The 16601-nt window shown below is 64.3% G+C and carries 17 protein-coding genes; 7 read left to right on the forward strand and 10 right to left on the reverse strand.

The genetic code is table 11. From position 1 onward, the window contains the following. Window positions 1-85 precede the first annotated feature (85 nt). The 3 genes from cpaB to CO664_RS28400 form a co-directional block, all read right to left on the reverse strand. On the reverse strand, window positions 86-898 hold the full coding sequence (gene cpaB / locus CO664_RS28390) for a Flp pilus assembly protein CpaB (protein WP_097540621.1): 813 nt from the start codon (window positions 896-898) through the stop codon (window positions 86-88). Window positions 899-1022: 124 nt separating this feature from the next. After that, window positions 1023-1535 carry a prepilin peptidase gene (locus CO664_RS28395; RefSeq protein WP_097540622.1) on the reverse strand — a complete coding sequence of 171 codons (513 nt, stop codon included), beginning with the start codon at window positions 1533-1535 and terminating at the stop codon, window positions 1023-1025. Between the two features lie 101 nt (window positions 1536-1636). Next, entirely contained in the window at window positions 1637-1819 is a 183-nt protein-coding gene (locus CO664_RS28400) for a Flp family type IVb pilin (protein ID WP_097540623.1), read from the reverse strand. Between the two features lie 251 nt (window positions 1820-2070). On the opposite strand from CO664_RS28400, the gene CO664_RS28405 reads away from it, so the two are divergent. The 7 genes from CO664_RS28405 to CO664_RS28435 all read left to right on the forward strand — a co-directional run bounded on the left by CO664_RS28405 (window position 2071) and on the right by CO664_RS28435 (window position 7537). Then, window positions 2071-2496, forward strand: coding sequence for a pilus assembly protein N-terminal domain-containing protein (locus tag CO664_RS28405; protein ID WP_097540624.1), 426 nt, complete (start codon window positions 2071-2073; stop codon window positions 2494-2496). Window positions 2497-2652: 156 nt separating this feature from the next. After that, window positions 2653-3258, forward strand: a complete 606-nt coding sequence (locus CO664_RS28410; RefSeq protein ID WP_097540625.1) for a TadE/TadG family type IV pilus assembly protein — start codon at window positions 2653-2655, stop codon at window positions 3256-3258. Between the two features lie 25 nt (window positions 3259-3283). Beyond that, entirely contained in the window at window positions 3284-3841 is a 558-nt protein-coding gene (locus CO664_RS28415) for a TadE/TadG family type IV pilus assembly protein (RefSeq protein WP_097527800.1), read from the forward strand. A gap of 125 nt (window positions 3842-3966) precedes the next feature. Beyond that, window positions 3967-5187 (forward strand): phosphopentomutase, encoded by a 1221-nt coding sequence (locus tag CO664_RS28420; protein ID WP_097540626.1) that lies wholly within the window; start codon window positions 3967-3969, stop codon window positions 5185-5187. Further along, window positions 5184-6158 (forward strand): adenosine deaminase, encoded by a 975-nt coding sequence (locus CO664_RS28425; protein WP_037422713.1) that lies wholly within the window; start codon window positions 5184-5186, stop codon window positions 6156-6158. The genes CO664_RS28420 and CO664_RS28425 overlap by 4 nt, the downstream gene beginning before the upstream one ends. 96 nt (window positions 6159-6254) lie before the next feature. After that, window positions 6255-6884: a uracil phosphoribosyltransferase gene (gene upp / locus CO664_RS28430; protein ID WP_097540644.1), complete on the forward strand. Its 630-nt coding sequence runs from the start codon at window positions 6255-6257 to the stop codon at window positions 6882-6884. Window positions 6885-7012: 128 nt separating this feature from the next. Then, window positions 7013-7537 (forward strand): TIGR02281 family clan AA aspartic protease, encoded by a 525-nt coding sequence (locus CO664_RS28435; protein WP_097540627.1) that lies wholly within the window; start codon window positions 7013-7015, stop codon window positions 7535-7537. Here the strand turns inward: CO664_RS28435 and deoA are convergent. The 7 genes from deoA to CO664_RS28470 form a co-directional block, all read right to left on the reverse strand. Next, window positions 7530-8846 (reverse strand): thymidine phosphorylase, encoded by a 1317-nt coding sequence (gene deoA / locus CO664_RS28440; RefSeq protein WP_097540628.1) that lies wholly within the window; start codon window positions 8844-8846, stop codon window positions 7530-7532. The two genes, CO664_RS28435 and deoA, sit on opposite strands and share 8 nt — an antisense overlap. Window position 8847: 1 nt before the next feature. After that, window positions 8848-9645, reverse strand: coding sequence for a purine-nucleoside phosphorylase (locus CO664_RS28445; RefSeq protein WP_097540629.1), 798 nt, complete (start codon window positions 9643-9645; stop codon window positions 8848-8850). Beyond that, window positions 9642-10037 carry a cytidine deaminase gene (locus CO664_RS28450; protein WP_018235360.1) on the reverse strand — a complete coding sequence of 132 codons (396 nt, stop codon included), beginning with the start codon at window positions 10035-10037 and terminating at the stop codon, window positions 9642-9644. Before CO664_RS28450 ends, CO664_RS28445 begins: the two co-directional genes overlap by 4 nt. A gap of 64 nt (window positions 10038-10101) precedes the next feature. Continuing rightward, a complete protein-coding gene (locus CO664_RS28455; RefSeq protein ID WP_064241806.1) occupies window positions 10102-11073 on the reverse strand; it encodes an ABC transporter permease in 972 nt (323 codons plus the stop codon). A 4-nt stretch (window positions 11074-11077) separates the two neighbouring features. After that, a complete protein-coding gene (locus tag CO664_RS28460) occupies window positions 11078-12211 on the reverse strand; it encodes an ABC transporter permease (RefSeq protein ID WP_097540630.1) in 1134 nt (377 codons plus the stop codon). Then, window positions 12208-13743: an ABC transporter ATP-binding protein gene (locus tag CO664_RS28465; RefSeq protein WP_097527773.1), complete on the reverse strand. Its 1536-nt coding sequence runs from the start codon at window positions 13741-13743 to the stop codon at window positions 12208-12210. The genes CO664_RS28460 and CO664_RS28465 overlap by 4 nt, the downstream gene beginning before the upstream one ends. Window positions 13744-14250: 507 nt before the next feature. After that, window positions 14251-16503, reverse strand: coding sequence for a heavy metal translocating P-type ATPase (locus CO664_RS28470; protein WP_097540631.1), 2253 nt, complete (start codon window positions 16501-16503; stop codon window positions 14251-14253). Between the last annotated feature and the right edge of the window lie 98 nt (window positions 16504-16601).

Here is a 16601-nt window from a genome sequence, read left to right on the forward strand (position 1 = left end):
CGGAAAATGCCAGCGAGAATGAAAGACCGGCTGCGAGACAGGTCCGAAATGTGTTTCCGCTCCGCTTCACGTTGCCCGTCCCGTCTTACTGCTGGTTCTGCGTGGTGGTGGCTTCATCGCTCTTGACGATGGAGCCGGATTTGATGACCTGAATGCTCGGCTGGCCGTCGCCGCTCAGGAGATAGTCGGCCGCCCCGGTATCGGCTTCCTGCGCATCCGCGACGCTGCGCAGCGCCAGCGAGATGCGTTCGGCCATCTGCTGCGCGACCGTCATGACTTTTGATTGGTCGGGCGTGAGCTCGAGAGTCGCCGTGGTGCCGATTACGGATTTCGAGCCGTCATCCTTTTCCTCGACCTGCTGATCGATCGCCAGCACCCGGACATTGCTGAGTACGGTTTCGGTCAGGTAGACATCGCCGTCGGACTTGCGCACCATGATCACGTCGACGCGGTCATTGGGCAGAATGAAGCCGCCGGCGCCGGTCGCGACGGTGATTTCCGTGGCGACGGCCCGCTTTCCGGCCGGCAGAAGCGACGACATGATGCGGTTGGATGGGTCGGCGATCTTTTCCTGGCGGACGGGCTCGCCATCGAAGAGCGGCAGGCGGACGACCGCACCGGAAAGATCGTCGATTGCAGCCGGGCGGTTTTCCTCAGTGATCATCCCGTCGGCGAGGCCGTCCTTCGGCCAGGCCATCCAGTGGATCGAATCGCCGCCGAGCCGCGAGCCCACCGGCAGGCTCTTGCTGGCGACGAGCACATTGATGCTAGGCGCCTGCTCGACGAGCGGCTCGGCCGTCCGCTGCGCCGGAGCACGGGTGAGCTTCATCGCCAACAGCCCGGCCATTGCCGCGGAACCCACGGCCACCGCCAGAATGATGATGCGCACCGGTTTCATGATCGTCTAAGCCCCTGAAAATCCCCAGGGCCAGATTGATCAGGAAATGGTGTAATTATAGTTAACGGATCGCTTATGAACGCGGTTAACGAGACGTAACCCGCGTTTTGCGGCTATGCCGTTGTCACCTAAGCTGAGCGAACACGGCTTCCATCAGCGGCGACGAGGGATAGGCGGCAAAGCCGCCGAGCGCAATCGCGATGCCGTAGGGTATCTTTTTTGCCGTCAGCAAAAGTTGCGGTACCGGAATGCCGCTCGCCAGAATGGCGTTCTCCTGTCGACGCAATAACAGAACGGCCAGCGTTAACAGTCCGCCAAAAATCGACACATACAAGACGAATGCGGCAAGCGAAGCGGTGGGTCCGAACCAAATTGCGCTTGTAGTCAAGAGCTTGGCGTCACCGCCGCCCATGATGTTCGCCGCAAAAAGGCAGAAACACACGGCAAAGACCACAGCCGCCGCCGCAATATGCAGACCGATCTCTCCGATAGACAGGCCAGCAAGAGGCGCAACAACGATGAAGGCGCTTAGCAGAATCGCCGAGATGCGATTCGGGATCGTCATCGTGACCAGGTCCGAAAACGCTGCCAGCGCGAGACAGAACGGAAGAATGACCAGAATGCACGCAATTGTCATGCCGTCCTCCTAAGCTGCACAATAGAGGCAATCTACTGTCCAAAAAGAGAGCCGTTTCGAAGGAAACGGCTCTCTACGTTCTTTGCTAAGCTGGAACGCAATTACATGCTTTCTTGGGCGGTCTTCATCTCATCCTTAAGGCCCGTGAACAGCAAATCGAGCTGATCACCAAGCGCCGTCGCGCCTGTGATCAGGGCGACAGAGATCAGGGCGGCGATCAGGCCGTATTCGATTGCGGTCGCACCGGATTCGTCCTTCATCAGGCGGGCGAAAATGGTCTTCATGGAGGTTCTCCTACTTCACGTTGTTGTCAGCACTTCCGCCAACTGTTTGCCGTTGATCGGATACCCTGAAATTATCGGGGGCGAATTGCCATCGGCTTAAGGAAACCGGTTAGCGTGAAGTAAAGGCGTGACCGCTGTTTCTTGGGTGGATGTTCCGGAAAGGGATCCGGTTGATTGCGAAATACTAATGTAACCTTTCATTCACCAAAACACGCCAGAATGCGAGTAGCCATTCGCCACCGGGACGCATCATGAACACGCACTTCGCGACCAAGCAGGTCGCCACCCTTGCCTTTCTCGCAACCGCGCTTTTCGGTTTCTTTGTTGCCGGGGCAACGCAGGCGGCGGAGCAGATGATGCGCGTCTATATGGACCACGCGCGCGTGCTGAAGCTCGATCGGCCGGTGAGCAAGGTGATCATCGGCAATTCGGACGTCGCCGACGCGACGGTGGCGGATTCGAAGACGATCGTCCTGACGGGCCGCAATTTCGGCACCACGAACCTCGTAATCCTCGACCAGGACGGCAATGCCATTGTCGACGAGCGCATCCTCGTGTCGATCGACGAAGGCAACACCGTGCGCGTCTACAAGCAGACCACCCGTACCGTCTTCTCCTGCTCGCCGAACTGCGAGCGCCACGCCGAGCGCAAGGCGACGACTACGAGCAGCAACTGAGGCCTCTCCAAGACCACTAAAATTCTTCGGGTCTTGGAAAACGATTCTTCAACAGTCTCAGCTTATTCTATCGACAATTGCATGAGGCGGAGGTGCAGGCGAATTCGCATGCCCTTCCCGAATCTCGCTCACGACGTGACATGACGGAACGGCGCAATGTCGATAAAAGTGAAAGCATCCACGGCGAACCGGCGCGCACCGCGTCCCCTCTTTCGCCGCCTGCTCGGAGATAAAAGGGGCGGCACGGCGATCGAGTTCGCGATCCTCGCCTTGCCCTTTTTCATCGTCGTCTTCGCCTCGATAGAGACCTTCGTGGCCTTTGCCGGCGAGCAGCTGCTCGCCAATGCGACCGACACCTTGGCACGCAAGATCCGCACTGGCGAGATCACTCAGGAGATGGGCGAATCAGAGTTCCGCCAAGCCTTCTGCGACGAGATCGCCATCCTCCTGACCTGCTCCGCGACGGAGGTCGACGAGCCGGAAAAGCTCTACCTGGATGTTCGCCAAGTCACCGATCCGTCGCAGTTTCCGGCGGCGGTGCCGCGGGTCGGGTCGGGCGATTCCTCCGATCTCGACACCAGCGGCTTCCAGTTCGCGCCGGGCGGCGGCAAGGAATACACGATGGTGCGCGCCTATTACCGCTGGCAGGTGATCACCGATCTCGTGCGGCCCTATGTCACCAACTTGCGGTCGGCGGGCAGCAGCATGCCGGACGACTATTTGATGGTCGCGACCGCAACATTCCGCAACGAAGACTATTGAGGACGCCATGGAACGCTCGCATGGAATGACCTCCGCCCGGCGTATCCTGTCGCGTCTGTCGCACGACCGTCGCGGCGTCGGCGGCGTCGAGTTCGCCCTCGTCGCGCCGCTGTTGATCATGGCCTATATCGGCGCTTTCGAGCTTTCGGTCGGACTGAACGTGGTGCGCAAGGTCGCCCGCGCCTCGAGCACCGTCGCCGATCTGGTCAGCCAGGGGTCGAGCGTCGATACGGACTTCCTGGATAGCATGAACAATGTCGCGGAGAGCGTCCTGGCCCCCTATGCCGGAACGGACTACACGCTGAAGATCACCGGCATACAGGTCAACGGCACCACGACCGGCACCGTTCTCTGGTCGCGCGACCAGGACGGCGGCACGCCTTATCCGGCGAATTCCACGACCACGGTTCCCTCCGATCTCGAGGCTGTAAACGCCTTCGTGGTGCGCACCGAACTGGTCGTCCCGCACGAGCTGCTGCTTTTCTCGCCGGATCTTTCGAGCAACGTGAGCACGATCGATCTCTCCAAGACCTCCTATTACCGCCAGCGCTCCGGCACGAAGATCGAATGCACCGACTGCTGAGTCACTCCTCCCGCTCAATTGCATTGAATTTGGCGCCGCGCTATTCCTGCGGGATTGCGCGGGATCGCTCCCGCGCTCGTCAATAGCACCGGACCGCGCCCGCGCTCCGGTCCAGCGGGTGTTCAATGGCGCGTGCCTTTCTCTTCGTGCTCGATTCCTTCGGCATCGGCGGTGCCCCGGACGCCGAGGCATTCGGCGATCTCGGTGCCGACACGCTCGGCCACATCGCCGAGTTCTGCGCGGCCGGCGCCGGAGACCGCGCCGGCTTGCGCGAGGGTCCCCTGCACCTCCCCAACATGTCGGCGCTCGGGCTGATCCATGCGGCGCGGCTGGCGACCGGACGGGTTCCTGCCGGTATGCCGCTGCCGGAGCGCGTCTACGGCGTCTACGGCGCCGCCAGCGAGGTTTCGCGCGGCAAGGACACGCCGTCGGGCCATTGGGAGGTCGCCGGCACGCCGGTGAGGTTCGACTGGGGCTATTTTCCATCCGAGGGCGATGCGTTTCCGCCGGAACTCGTCGAGGCGATCTGCCGCGAAGGCGACGTTCCCGGCATTCTCGGCAATTGCCATGCCTCCGGCACCGATATCATCGCCCGCCACGGCGAGGAGCATATGCGAAGCGGAAAGCCGATCTGCTACACTTCGTCCGACTCGGTCTTCCAGATCGCGGCGCACGAGCGGAGCTTCGGGCTCGAGCGGCTCCTGGAGCTCTGCCAGGTCGTTCGCCGGCTCGTCGACGACTACAATATCGGCCGCGTCATCGCCCGTCCCTTCGTCGGCGACAGTCCCCGCAATTTCACCCGAACCGGCAATCGCCGCGACTATTCCGTCCTGCCGCCGGAGCCGACGATCCTTGACCGGCTCGAGGATGCCGGGCGCCAGGTGCACGCCATCGGCAAGATCGGCGACATCTTCGCGCATCAGGGCGTGACGAAGCTCACCAAGGCGAACGGCAACATGGCGCTCTTCGACGCGAGCCTCGCGGCGCTCGAAGAGGCGGAAGAGGGCGATCTCGTCTTCACCAATTTCGTCGACTTCGACATGCTTTACGGCCACCGACGCGATGTCCCGGGCTATGCGGCGGCGCTCGAAGCCTTCGATGCCCGGCTGCCCGATCTCGACCGGCGGCTCCGGCCCGGCGACATGGTGATCCTCACCGCCGACCACGGCTGCGACCCCACCTGGCGCGGCACCGACCATACGCGCGAGCGCGTGCCGGTGCTGATGTTCGGTCCGTCGCTCAGGAGCCGATCGTTCGGCGTTGCGGACAGTTTTGCCCATATCGGCGAGACCGTCGCCCGACATCTCGGCATCGCGCCGGGTCCATATGGGAGAAGCCTTCTTTGACCGCACATCTGAAAAAAGCCGAGCTGCATTGCCACATAGAAGGCGCCACGCCGCCGGAACTGGCGCTGCGGCAGGCGGGCAAATACGGCGTCGACACGAGCGCCATCATCCGCGAGGGAGCCTATGTCTGGGAGGATTTCACCAGCTTCGTGAAATGCTACGACGCGGTCGCTTCGCTGTTCCGCACCGAGGGCGACTATGCGTTGCTCGCGGAGACCTATCTCACCGAACTCGCCGAGGCGGGAACGATCTATAGCGAAATCATCGTTTCGCCGGACCACGGCAACACGATCGGGCTCGGCGCCGACGCCTATCTCGAGGGGCTTGCGGCCGGCATGGAGGCGGCCAGGGCGAAGAGGGGGATCGAGTCGCGCATGCTGATCACCGGCATCCGCCATCTCGGGCCGGAATCGGTCGTCCGGACCGCCGAGTATGCGGCCATGCGCCGCCACCCGCTGGTGACCGGCTTCAACCTGGCGGGCGAGGAGCGGCTGCACAGCGTCGCCGAGTTTTCCCGCGCCTTCGACGTGGTCCGCGACGCCGGTCTCGGCCTGACCATCCATGCCGGCGAACTTTCCGGCGCGTTCAGCGTCCGCGACGCGCTGGACCATGTGCGCCCCTCGCGCATCAGCCACGGCGTCCGGGCGATCGAGGACGCGGATCTCGTCAAGCGACTTGCCGAGGAGGGCGTGGTGCTCGAGGTCTGCCCGGGTTCCAACATTTCGCTGCAAGTGTTCCCGGATTTCTTCTCGCACCCGCTCAGGCCGCTTTACGAGGCGGGCGTCCGCGTCACGCTCAACTCCGACGATCCGCCCTTCTTCCACACCTCGCTTGCCCAGGAATATGAGATCGCCGCGCATGTGATGGGCTTTGGCGACAGCGAGATCGACCGGATGACGAGAACCGCGATCGAAGCCGCCTTCGTGGACGAGCCGACGAGAGAGAGGCTGCTCAAGGCACTGCATATGTAGCCGCGATATTCGCCGGAAGCACGCCAACACCCTTGCAGCGTCCGCTCATTCCATGGAAAGAAGGCGGATATGCCAATTCTCGGGGAAGGTGAAGCCATGAACGGCGTGACAGTGATCGATCATCCGCTGGTGCAGCACAAGCTGACCATCATGCGCAAGAAGGAGACGTCGACCGCAGGATTCCGCCGGCTGCTGCGCGAGATCTCGACGCTGCTCTGCTACGAGGTGACGCGCGATCTGGAACTGACCATCGAGCGGATCGAAACGCCGCTCGAGGAGATGGACTCTCCCATTCTCGAGGGCAAGAAGCTCGTCTTCGCCTCGATCCTGCGCGCCGGCAACGGGCTGCTCGAGGGCATGCTCGAACTGGTGCCGTCCGCCCGCGTCTCGCATATCGGCGTCTATCGCGACCATGAAACGCTGCAGCCAGTCGAGTATTACTTCAAGGCGCCGGAGAACCTCTCGGAGCGACTGATCATCGTCGTCGACCCGATGCTTGCGACCGGCAATTCCTCGATTGCGGCAATCGACAAGCTGAAGGAGCGGGGCGCCAGGAATATCCGCTTCCTCTGCCTGCTTGCCGCACCCGAAGGCATCCGCAATTTTCAGGGGGCGCATCCGGACGTGCCGATCTTCACCGCCTCGATCGACAGCCACCTGAACGAGAAGGGCTATATCATGCCAGGCCTCGGCGACGCCGGCGATCGCATGTACGGCACCAAATAGCTTCGCTCTTTCTTAACCAGGCGATCAAGAATCGGGACGCCGCCGGAATTTCCGGCGGCTTTTTTGCGCAACGTTAGCAATGCTCCGCAGAAGATCGGCGAAATGCGCCAGCCGACCAGGAGCCGAGAATGCTGACACGTCTCATTGCCTTTGCCGGCGGACTTGCCGCCATCGCCCTCGTCGTGCCGGACCTCGTCTCGACTTATCTCGATCGCCGGGAGTCCGGGGCGCCACAGCAAGCGGCTGCGGGCGCCACGCCGGCTGCCACCAACTATGCCGGCGGCAAGGCCGTCGTCCTCGAAGCGGACCGCTCCGGCCACTTCGTCGGCACGTTCCGGATCAACGGACGGCCCGAACAGGGGCTGGTCGACACCGGCGCAAGCACGATCGCCATCAATGCTTCCCTGGCCCGGCGGTTCGGCATCGCCGTCGGCAGCCTCTCCTTCGATGCGCGGGCGCAGACGGCGAACGGCATCGTCGAAGCGGCCTCGGTCAGCCTCGATCGCGTCGAGATCGGCGGCATTTCGCTCCGGAACGTCGAGGCCATGGTTCTTCCGGACAAGGCGCTTTCGGGCATGCTCGTCGGCATGTCCTTCCTCAACCGGCTATCGTCTTATCGTGTCGAGGACGGTGCGCTCCAGCTCGTCAAATAAGTCTCGAGAGGATGACCGGGCTCGGTTGAGGCGGCTCGTCGGCGATCACATAGAGCCCGGCAACCCTGTCTCTCACCCCTTCCGCCCGCTGCCGGTCGGCGGCGTGTACGAAGGCGATCGGCTCGCCCCTCTCGACCTTTGTCCCGAGCGGTTTGAGGCCGGAAAGGCCGACCCGATGATCGATCCGGTCGTCCGGGCGCGTTCGCCCGCCGCCAAGCGCGATGACCGTCATCCCAAGCTCACGGGTCTCGCACGCCGAAAGGTAGCCGTCGCGGATGGCGGGCACTGGAATTATTGCCGGCGCCCTTTCAAGGTAAGCGTCGGGACGATCGACGAAATCGGCAGGTCCGCCGAGGCCGTGCACCATGCGGGCGAAGCGTTCCATTGCAGCGCCGCTCTGCAGGGCGCGGCGGGCCATGGCTTCAGCTTCGGCCTCGCCTGCCGAAATCCCCGCCGCGACCAGCATTTCGGCCGCGAAAGCCATCACCACCTGATCGAGACGGGTACCCGCCTTCTCGCCGCGCAGATAAGCAAGGCAGTTCCCGACTTCCAGCGCATTTCCGGCAGCATCCGCCAGCGGCTCGTTCATGTCGGTGATCAGCGCCGAGGTGTGCACCCCTGCCCCGTTCGCAACATCGACGAGCGAACGCGTCAAGATTTCGGTTTCGCCGGGATCCGTCAGGAAGGACCCGTTGCCGACCTTGACGTCGAGCACCAGCGATTGCAGGCCAGCGGCGAGCTTCTTGGAGAGGATCGACGCAGTGATCAGCGGCACCGAGTCGACCGTCGCCGTCACGTCCCGGATCGCATAGAGGCGCTTGTCGGCCGGCGCCAGATTGGCGGTCTGGCCGATGATGGCGCAACCGACCTCCTCGACGATCTGGCGAAACAGTTCGGGCGGCGGCTGGATGTCATAGCCCGGGATCGATTCGAGCTTGTCGAGCGTACCCCCGGTGTGGCCGAGCCCTCGCCCCGAAATCATCGGCACGGCGGCGCCGCAGGCGGCGACGATCGGCGCCAGCATCAACGAGACATTGTCGCCGACGCCGCCCGTCGAATGCTTGTCGACGATGGGGCGGCCGAACGCGCTCCAGTCGAGGGTCTCGCCGGAATCGCGCATTGCCAGCGTCAGCGCCACGCATTCGTCGCGGTTCATGCCCGAGAACCAGGTGGCCATGGCGAAGGCGGCAACCTGCCCCTCCGAGACGGAACCATCGGTGACGCCCTCGATGAAGCCGCGTATCTCCGCCGGTTCGAGCCGACCGCCATCCCTCTTCTTGCGGATCACTTCCTGAGGAAGAGGGGCCATATCAGTCTTCGCTCGCAATCATCTCTTTGAGGATCGACGCCAGCCGCTGGCCGCCGAAAGGCGCCATCTCCTTGGTCTCGTGGTGGCTGAGCTCGGCACCGGTCATGCCGGCGCCGTAGTTGGTGATGACCGACGCGGCCGCAACCTTCATGCCGAAGAACCGGGCGAGGATCACCTCCGGCACGGTGGACATGCCGACCGCATCGGCGCCGAGAACGCGGGCCATGCGGATTTCCGCCGGCGTTTCGAAGCTCGGGCCGGAGAACCACATATAGACGCCGCGGGCGAGCGGAATGCCGAGCCGCTCGGCGGCCTCTTCCATCTGAACGGCGAGCGCCGCGTCATAAGCGTTCGTCATGCCGACGAAGCGATCGTCGCTCTCGACGCCGATCAGCGGATTGGCGCCGGAAAAGGCGATATGATCGGCGATGCGCATCACCGAGCCGGGCGGCATATCTTCGCGCAGCGATCCGGCCGAGTTGGTGAGGATCAGATTCTCGACGCCGATCCGCTTCAGCGTTTCGATCGGGTCACGCATCGCATTGGCGTCGCCGCGCTCGTAATAGTGAACGCGGCCCGACAGGATGGCGACCGGAACGTCGCCGAGGCGGCCGATAACGAGCTCGCCCGCATGGCCGGAGACGCTGCTGACCGGGAAGCCCGGTATGTCCGCATAGGAAAAGCGGACCGGCGCGCTGACCGCCTCGACGAGCGAGCCGAGACCCGAGCCGAGGACGATGGCATGGCGCGGCGACAGATCGCCGAGTTTGTCACGCAGGAATTCAGCCGCGCCGGTCATCCGAGGATCTCGGTCTCGAAGCTGTGCGGCAGCAGGTCGGAAAGCGCCAGGCTCTTCTTGATCCCCGTCTCGTCGCAGAGATAGATGCGAGTGCTGGCGCCGGAGAATTCCGCCAGCCGCTGCCGGCAGCCGCCGCAGGGCGGGCAGAGCGCAAGCTTCTCGGCAATCACCGCAACTTCCATGATCTTGCGCTGGCCGGCCATCACCATGTGGCTGATCGCCGTCGTCTCGGCGCACCAGCCTTCCGGGAAGGACAGGTTCTCGATATTGGCGCCCGTATAGATCCTGCCATCCTCGGCGCGGATCGCCGCCCCCACCGGGAACTTGGAATAGGGTGCATGGGCCTTGGCCATGGCCTCGCGCGCGGCGACGAAGAGTTCATTCTTCGGCATAATCTGTCCTCATGTTGTTCATGTCATTATCCCAAAACCGCTACGCACTTTTGGGCGACATGCATTAACGCTCCTTCACATAGGGCACGCCGCCGGCCTTCGGCGGAATGGCCTTGCCGATAAAGCCGGCGAGCAGGATGACGGTGAGGATATAGGGCAGCGCCTGCATCAACTGCACCGGAACCTGGCCGACGAGCGGCAAGGGCGTGCCCTGCAGGCGGATGGCGAGCGCATCGAGGAAGCCGAAGAGCAGGCAGGCGAACATGACGTTCTTCGGCCGCCACTTGGCGAAGATCAGCGCCGCGAGCGCGATATAGCCCTTGCCCGCCGTCATGCCCTTGACGAAGCCGGCGGTCATCGCCAGCGACAGATAGGCGCCGGCAAAGCCGCAGAGGATGCCGCAGCAGATGACCGCGCGGTATCTTAGCCAGATTACCGAGATGCCGGCCGTGTCGACCGCGCCAGGGTTCTCGCCGACGGCCCTCAGGCGAAGTCCGAAGCGGGTGCGGTAGAGGATCCACCAGCTTGCCGGGACCATGGCGAAGGCGAGATAGGTGAGCAGGAAATGTCCGGAGAGCAGGTCCGCATAGATCGGCCCGAGGACCGGCACATCTCGGATCGCGTCCGCGCCGGGCAGATTGATCGTCTGGAACCGGGCGCCCTCGGCAAGCGCCGGCGTACGGCCGCCCTGGCGGAACCAGGCCTCGCCGAGGATCACCGTCGAGCCGGCAACGATGAAGTTGATCGCAACGCCCGAGACGATCTGATTGCCGCGCTGGGTGATCGAGGCATAGCCGTGAACCAGCGACAGAAGAATGGAGATGAGGATAGCCGCGAGGAGCCCCATCCAGACCGACTGGGTGACGGCGGCGACGGCACCGGCCGCGAAGGCGGCGCCGAGCATCTTGCCTTCAAGCCCGATGTCGAAGACGCCGGCACGCTCGGTGAAGAGGCCGGCGAGCGCGGCAAAGACGAGCGGCACGGACACGCGGATCGTCGATTCGAGGAGCACCACGAGGACGTGGAAGAAATCCATGGCTTCAGGCCCCCTTGGTCTGGACGACGGCGGCCGCGCGCTGGCCGCGCATGGCGAAGGCGCGGGTGATCGCCGGGCGGAACATGTTTTCGAGCGCGCCGGCAAAGAGGATGACGAGACCCTGGATGATGACGATCATGTCGCGCGAGATCGACGGCATCTCGAAGGCGATCTCGGCGCCGCCCTGGTAGAGGACGCCGAAGAGGATCGCCGCGGGGATGATGCCGCCCGGATGCGAGCGGCCCATCAGCGCCACAGCGATGCCGACGAAACCGGCGCCCTGGACGAAGTCGAGCTGCATGCGGAACTGCTCGCCCATGATCGGGTTCAGCGCCATCATCCCCGCTAGGCCGCCGGAGATCATCATGGTGATGACGGTGATGCGGCTTTCGCGAATGCCGGCATAGCGGGCAGCCGAGGGGCTATGGCCCATGGTGCGCATCTCGTAGCCGAGCTTGGTGCGCCAGATCAGCACCCAGACGCCGAAGGCGGCGGCGAGCGCCAGCAGGAAGGAGATATTGAACGGCGCGGTTCCGACATTGAGGCCGAAGATCGACAGCAGCCAGTCTAGCTTCGGCAATTGCCCGCCCTCCGCGAAGGTCCGCGTCTGCGGCGCCATCGAGCCGAGCGGCTTCAGGACGCGCGTCAGCAGATAGACCATCAGGCTCGAGGCAATGAAGTTGAACATAATCGTGGTGATGACGATGTGGCTGCCGCGCTTGGCCTGCAGCCAGCCGGGCAGGAAGGCCCAGAGCGCCCCAAAGAACACCGAACCGAGAATGGCAAGCGCAAAGACCACGTACCAGGGCATCACCTGGTCAAGCCACAGGCAGGCGAGCGCCACGCCGATGCCGCCGACATAGGCCTGGCCCTCGCCGCCGATGTTGAAGAGCCCGGCATGGAAGGCAACGGCGACGGCAAGCCCGGTGAAGATGAAGGTGGTCGCATAGTAGAGCGTGAAGCCGATATATTCACCGCGGCCGAAGGCGCCATTGATCAGGTGGTAGGCGGCCTCGAACGGATTCTCGCCGACGAGCAGCACGACGAGACCGGCGACGAGGAAGGCGACGGCAAGGTTTATCAGCGGGATGAGGCCATATTCGACCCAGCCCGGGAGCTTCGCATAGGGTGTGCTCATTCTGCGGCCTCCTTGCGGCCCTCGACGCCGGCCATCAGCAGGCCGAGTTCGCCCTCCGTCGCCTCCGGGCTGCGCTCGCCGACCACGCGGCCGGCAAACATCACCAGGATACGGTCGGAAAGCGAGCGGATTTCGTCGAGCTCGACGGAGACGAGCAGCACGGCCTTGCCCTGGTCGCGCATCTCGATGATCCGCTTGTGAATGAATTCGATCGCGCCGACGTCGACGCCGCGGGTCGGCTGGCCGATGATCAGCACATCGGGGCCACGCTCCATCTCTCGGGCAAGGACGATCTTCTGCTGGTTGCCGCCGGAGAAATTGGCGGTCTTCAGCCGCGCATTCGGCGGACGGATGTCGTATTTGGCGATCTTCTCCTCGGCATCCTTGCGGATCGCGTCGATATCGAGGAAGGCGCCCTTCAGGTAACGCGGGTCGTTGTGGTAGCCGAGAATGGCGTTCTCGCTCTCCTCGAACTTGAGGACCAGACCGACGTGATGCCGGTCTTCCGGGACATGCGCCAGCCCGCGGGCTCGGAGCTCGGCGGGATCCCTGTGCCCCGTCACATCGACGGACCTGCCGTTCAAAAGCACGGTTCCGGAGGTCGCCTTTCGGATGCCGGCGATCGCCTCGAGCAGTTCCGACTGGCCGTTGCCGGCAACACCGGCAATACCGACGATCTCGCCGGCGCGGACCTCGAAGGAGACGTCGTCGACCATGGTCACGCCGCGGCTGTCCTTGACGGTCAGCCCCTCAACCGCAAGCTTCACGTCGCCGGGGCTCGCCTCGCCCTTTTCGACGCGCAGCAGCACGCGGCGGCCGACCATGAGCTCGGCAAGCTCCTCGACCGAGGTCTCGCGCGTCGTGCGGGTCGCGACCATCTCGCCGCGGCGCATGACGGAGACCTCGTCGGTGATCGCCATGATTTCGCGCAGCTTGTGGGTGATCAGGATGATCGTCTTCCCTTGAGCCTTGAGCTGGCCGAGGATGCGGAAGAGATGGTCGGCCTCGGCCGGGGTCAGAACGCCGGTCGGCTCGTCGAGGATCAGGATGTCGGCCCTGCGGTAGAGGGCTTTCAGGATCTCCACCCGCTGCTGCAGGCCGACCGGCAGTTCCTCGATCAGCGCATCTGGATTGACCTCGAGCGCATATTCCCGTTCGAGCCGCTTCAGTTCCTGGCGCGCCTTGGCGATGCCCTTGTTGAGGATCTGACTGTCCTCGGCGCCGAGCATGACGTTCTCGAGCACGGTGAAATTCTCCACCAGCATGAAATGCTGGTGGACCATGCCGATGCCGACGGAGATCGCCGTGTTCGGATCGCGAATGGCGACCTCCTTGCCGTCGACGAATATCTCGCCGTTGTCGGCCTGGTAGAAGCCGTAGAGGATCGACATCAGCGTCGATTTCCCGGCGCCATTCTCACCGATGATGCCGTGGATCGTGCCCTTGCGAACCTTGAGATTGATGTCCTTGTTGGCATGGACCGGACCGAAGCTCTTGTCGATCCCGCGCAATTCGATGGCAATATTGTCCATATTGGCCTGCGATCCCCTTCTTGCCCGCTTCGGCCCTGCCCCAAGAACGTGCCGGCAATTTTTTACCATTTGGTATAAGTTTATCATCGATTTTCCGGCGCGAAAGCCTCAAATCGCGATCTCCTTATACTCTCATCGGATCGCCGGTGAGAGTCCAGCGCGAATATACACAGGAGGAGTGGGCAACACCTACAGCGCGGTCGCATCCTTCGGGCCGCACACAGGACGCTGAAACTCTTCGAAAATACGCATCGTACCTTCCGAAAAGCGCGTCCGATTTGCGGACCGATGCGCCAGGGCAGCACGACGCCGCGACGCGCACCTTCGAAGCCTGCGCTCCAAGGCGCAAAACCCCTCCCCACGAGGGGGAGGGACTTAGGGTGCTGCGCAGTTCCCGTACCTGGTCAGCCTTTGCGTGTGCTGCAACGGATCGACTTGGCGGGTTAATCGAGGCGCGCTAGAAGCCCCTCACCCTTGTGGGGAGGGGTTACGAAGGGGTCGCGTCACCTATGCTTCCACAGGCGTCCGCAGCAGTCTCAGCGCGTTGACGGTCACCAAGACGGTGGCGCCGGTGTCGGCCAGGATCGCCGGCCAGAGGCCGGTGACGCCGACAATGGTCGTCACGAGAAAGACGCCCTTGAGGCCCAGCGCCATCGCGATGTTCTGGTGGATGTTGCGCATGGTGGCGCGCGACAGCCCCACCATCGCGGCGATATCGGCGACGCGCCCGTGGAGGCTGGCGGCGTCGGCCGTCTCGAGGGCGACGTCGGTGCCGCCGCCGACCGCGATGCCGACATCGGCCGCCGCCAGCGCCGGCGCGTCGTTGATGCCGTCGCCGACCTTGGCGACCACGTGACCCTCCGCCTTCAATTCACCGACGATGCGTTGCTTGTCTTGCGGCAGGAGTTCGGCGCGCGCCTCGATGCCGAGCCGGCCGGCGACAGCCTCCGCCGTGCACCGGTTGTCGCCGGTGAGCATGATCACGCGAAGGCCCTGTCCGGCGAGCGCCTTGACACCCGCCGCAGCATCGGGCCGCGGCTCGTCGCGCATGGCAAGCGCGCCGGCCACACGGCCATCGGCGATGAGCAGCGAAACGGTCTTTCCTTGATCGTGCAGGGTTGCCACGCGCGCCTTCTGCTCGGCCGTCAAAGCTACGCGGCGGTCGGCCTCCTGCGGCGAACCGAGGAAGAGGTCGGCGCCCGCCGCCCTGCCGCTGACGCCTTTGCCGCCGAGCGCCTTGACATCCGAAACGGCCGGCACCGCCACCCGATCGGCCTCGGCGCGGGAGAGGATCGCCTGCGCCAGCGGGTGGCTGGAGCCCCGTTCGAGGGCGGCCGCATGGCTGAGAACCTCCGTCTCGGATCGGTTGAATCCAATAATATCCGTCACCATCGGCTTACCTTGGGTGAGCGTGCCGGTCTTGTCGAAGGCGACGGCGGTGACCTTGCCGACGGTCTCGAGCACGGCGCCACCCTTGATCAGCAGGCCGCGGCGTGCGCCGGCCGACAGGCTGGCGGCGATCGCCGCCGGGGTGGAAATGACCAGCGCGCAGGGGCAGCCGATCAACAGAAGCGCCAGGCCCTTGTAGATCCACTCCTGCCAGAGCCCGCCAAGGAAGAGAGGCGGCACGGTCGCAACGAGCGCCGCGACGAGGGCAACGGCCGGCGTGTAGGTACGGGAGAACCGGTCGATGAAACGTTCCGTCGGCGCCTTCATCTCCTGCGCCTCCTCGACGAGCCGGATGACGCGGGCAATCGTGTTGTCGGCGGCCGCGGCGGTGACGCGCAGCCGCAAGGCTCCGTCGCCGTTGACCGTTCCGGCAAAGACGCTGTCGCCGGGGCCCTTCAGAACGGGCGCGCTCTCGCCGGTCACCGGCGCTTCGTCGATGCCGCTCTCGCCGCTGAGAACCACCCCGTCGGCGGCGAGCCGGTCGCCGGGGCGAACGAGAATAGTGGCGCCGACCGGCAGGCTCTCCGCCGATACCTCGATCAAGCCGCCGCCCTCCGCATCGACGAGCGCCGTTTTCGGCACAAGCGCGGTCAGCGCTTCGATGCTCGCCCGCGCCTTACCCGCGGCGATCCCCTCCAGGAGTTCGCCGATCAGGAAGAGAAACACCACCATCGCCGCCTCTTCGCCGGCGCCGATGATCACGGCGCCGGCCGCCGCGATGGTCATCAGCATCTCGATCGAGAACGGCGTGCCGGCCGAAGCGGCCATCACCGCCCTTCTGGCGATCGGCAGCAGCCCGACAAGCATGGCCAAGGTGAATATCCAGGGCTCGGTCGCGGGCCACAGCTTGCCGACGCCGTAGGCACCGGCAAGTGCCACCCCGCAGGCAACCGTCAGCCTGCCCTTCCTAGTGCGCCACCACGGCTGCGCTCGGCGCAGAGGGACTGCGGCGCCGGCATTCGGCAGGTCGGCGGACGGTGCGGAGCGGAAAGCATCGCCGTGCGCGTGGTCGGCACTGCCAGCGGCATGGGCATGGCCGCAGCAGGCATGCTCGCCCGCGGACGACAATTCCGGCGAAGCTTCGCCAGTCAGCGGCGACAGCCCGTAACCGAGCCCCGCCACCTTGCGCAGGATTGCCGGGCCGACATCGCCGCGGTCCGCATGCCGGACCGTCATCGTGGCCGCAGTCACCGAGACGCTCACATCCCCGACGCCGACGACGCGCCTGACGGCGGTGTCGATCTTCGCTGCGCAGGACGCGCAGTCCATGCCTTCGACGCGATACCTGCTTTCCCGAACCAGACCGGTCATGCTCTGCTCCTTTAGGCTTTAGGAACAGGCTACAACCTCTAGCGCCTAGAGCTACAAGCAAAAAGTCTCCCCTGGCGGCCCTCCGGCCGCGCTTGGGC

Source organism: Sinorhizobium sp. NG07B (genome assembly GCF_002532005.1).
Classification (GTDB): Bacteria; Pseudomonadota; Alphaproteobacteria; order Rhizobiales; family Rhizobiaceae; genus Sinorhizobium; species Sinorhizobium fredii_C.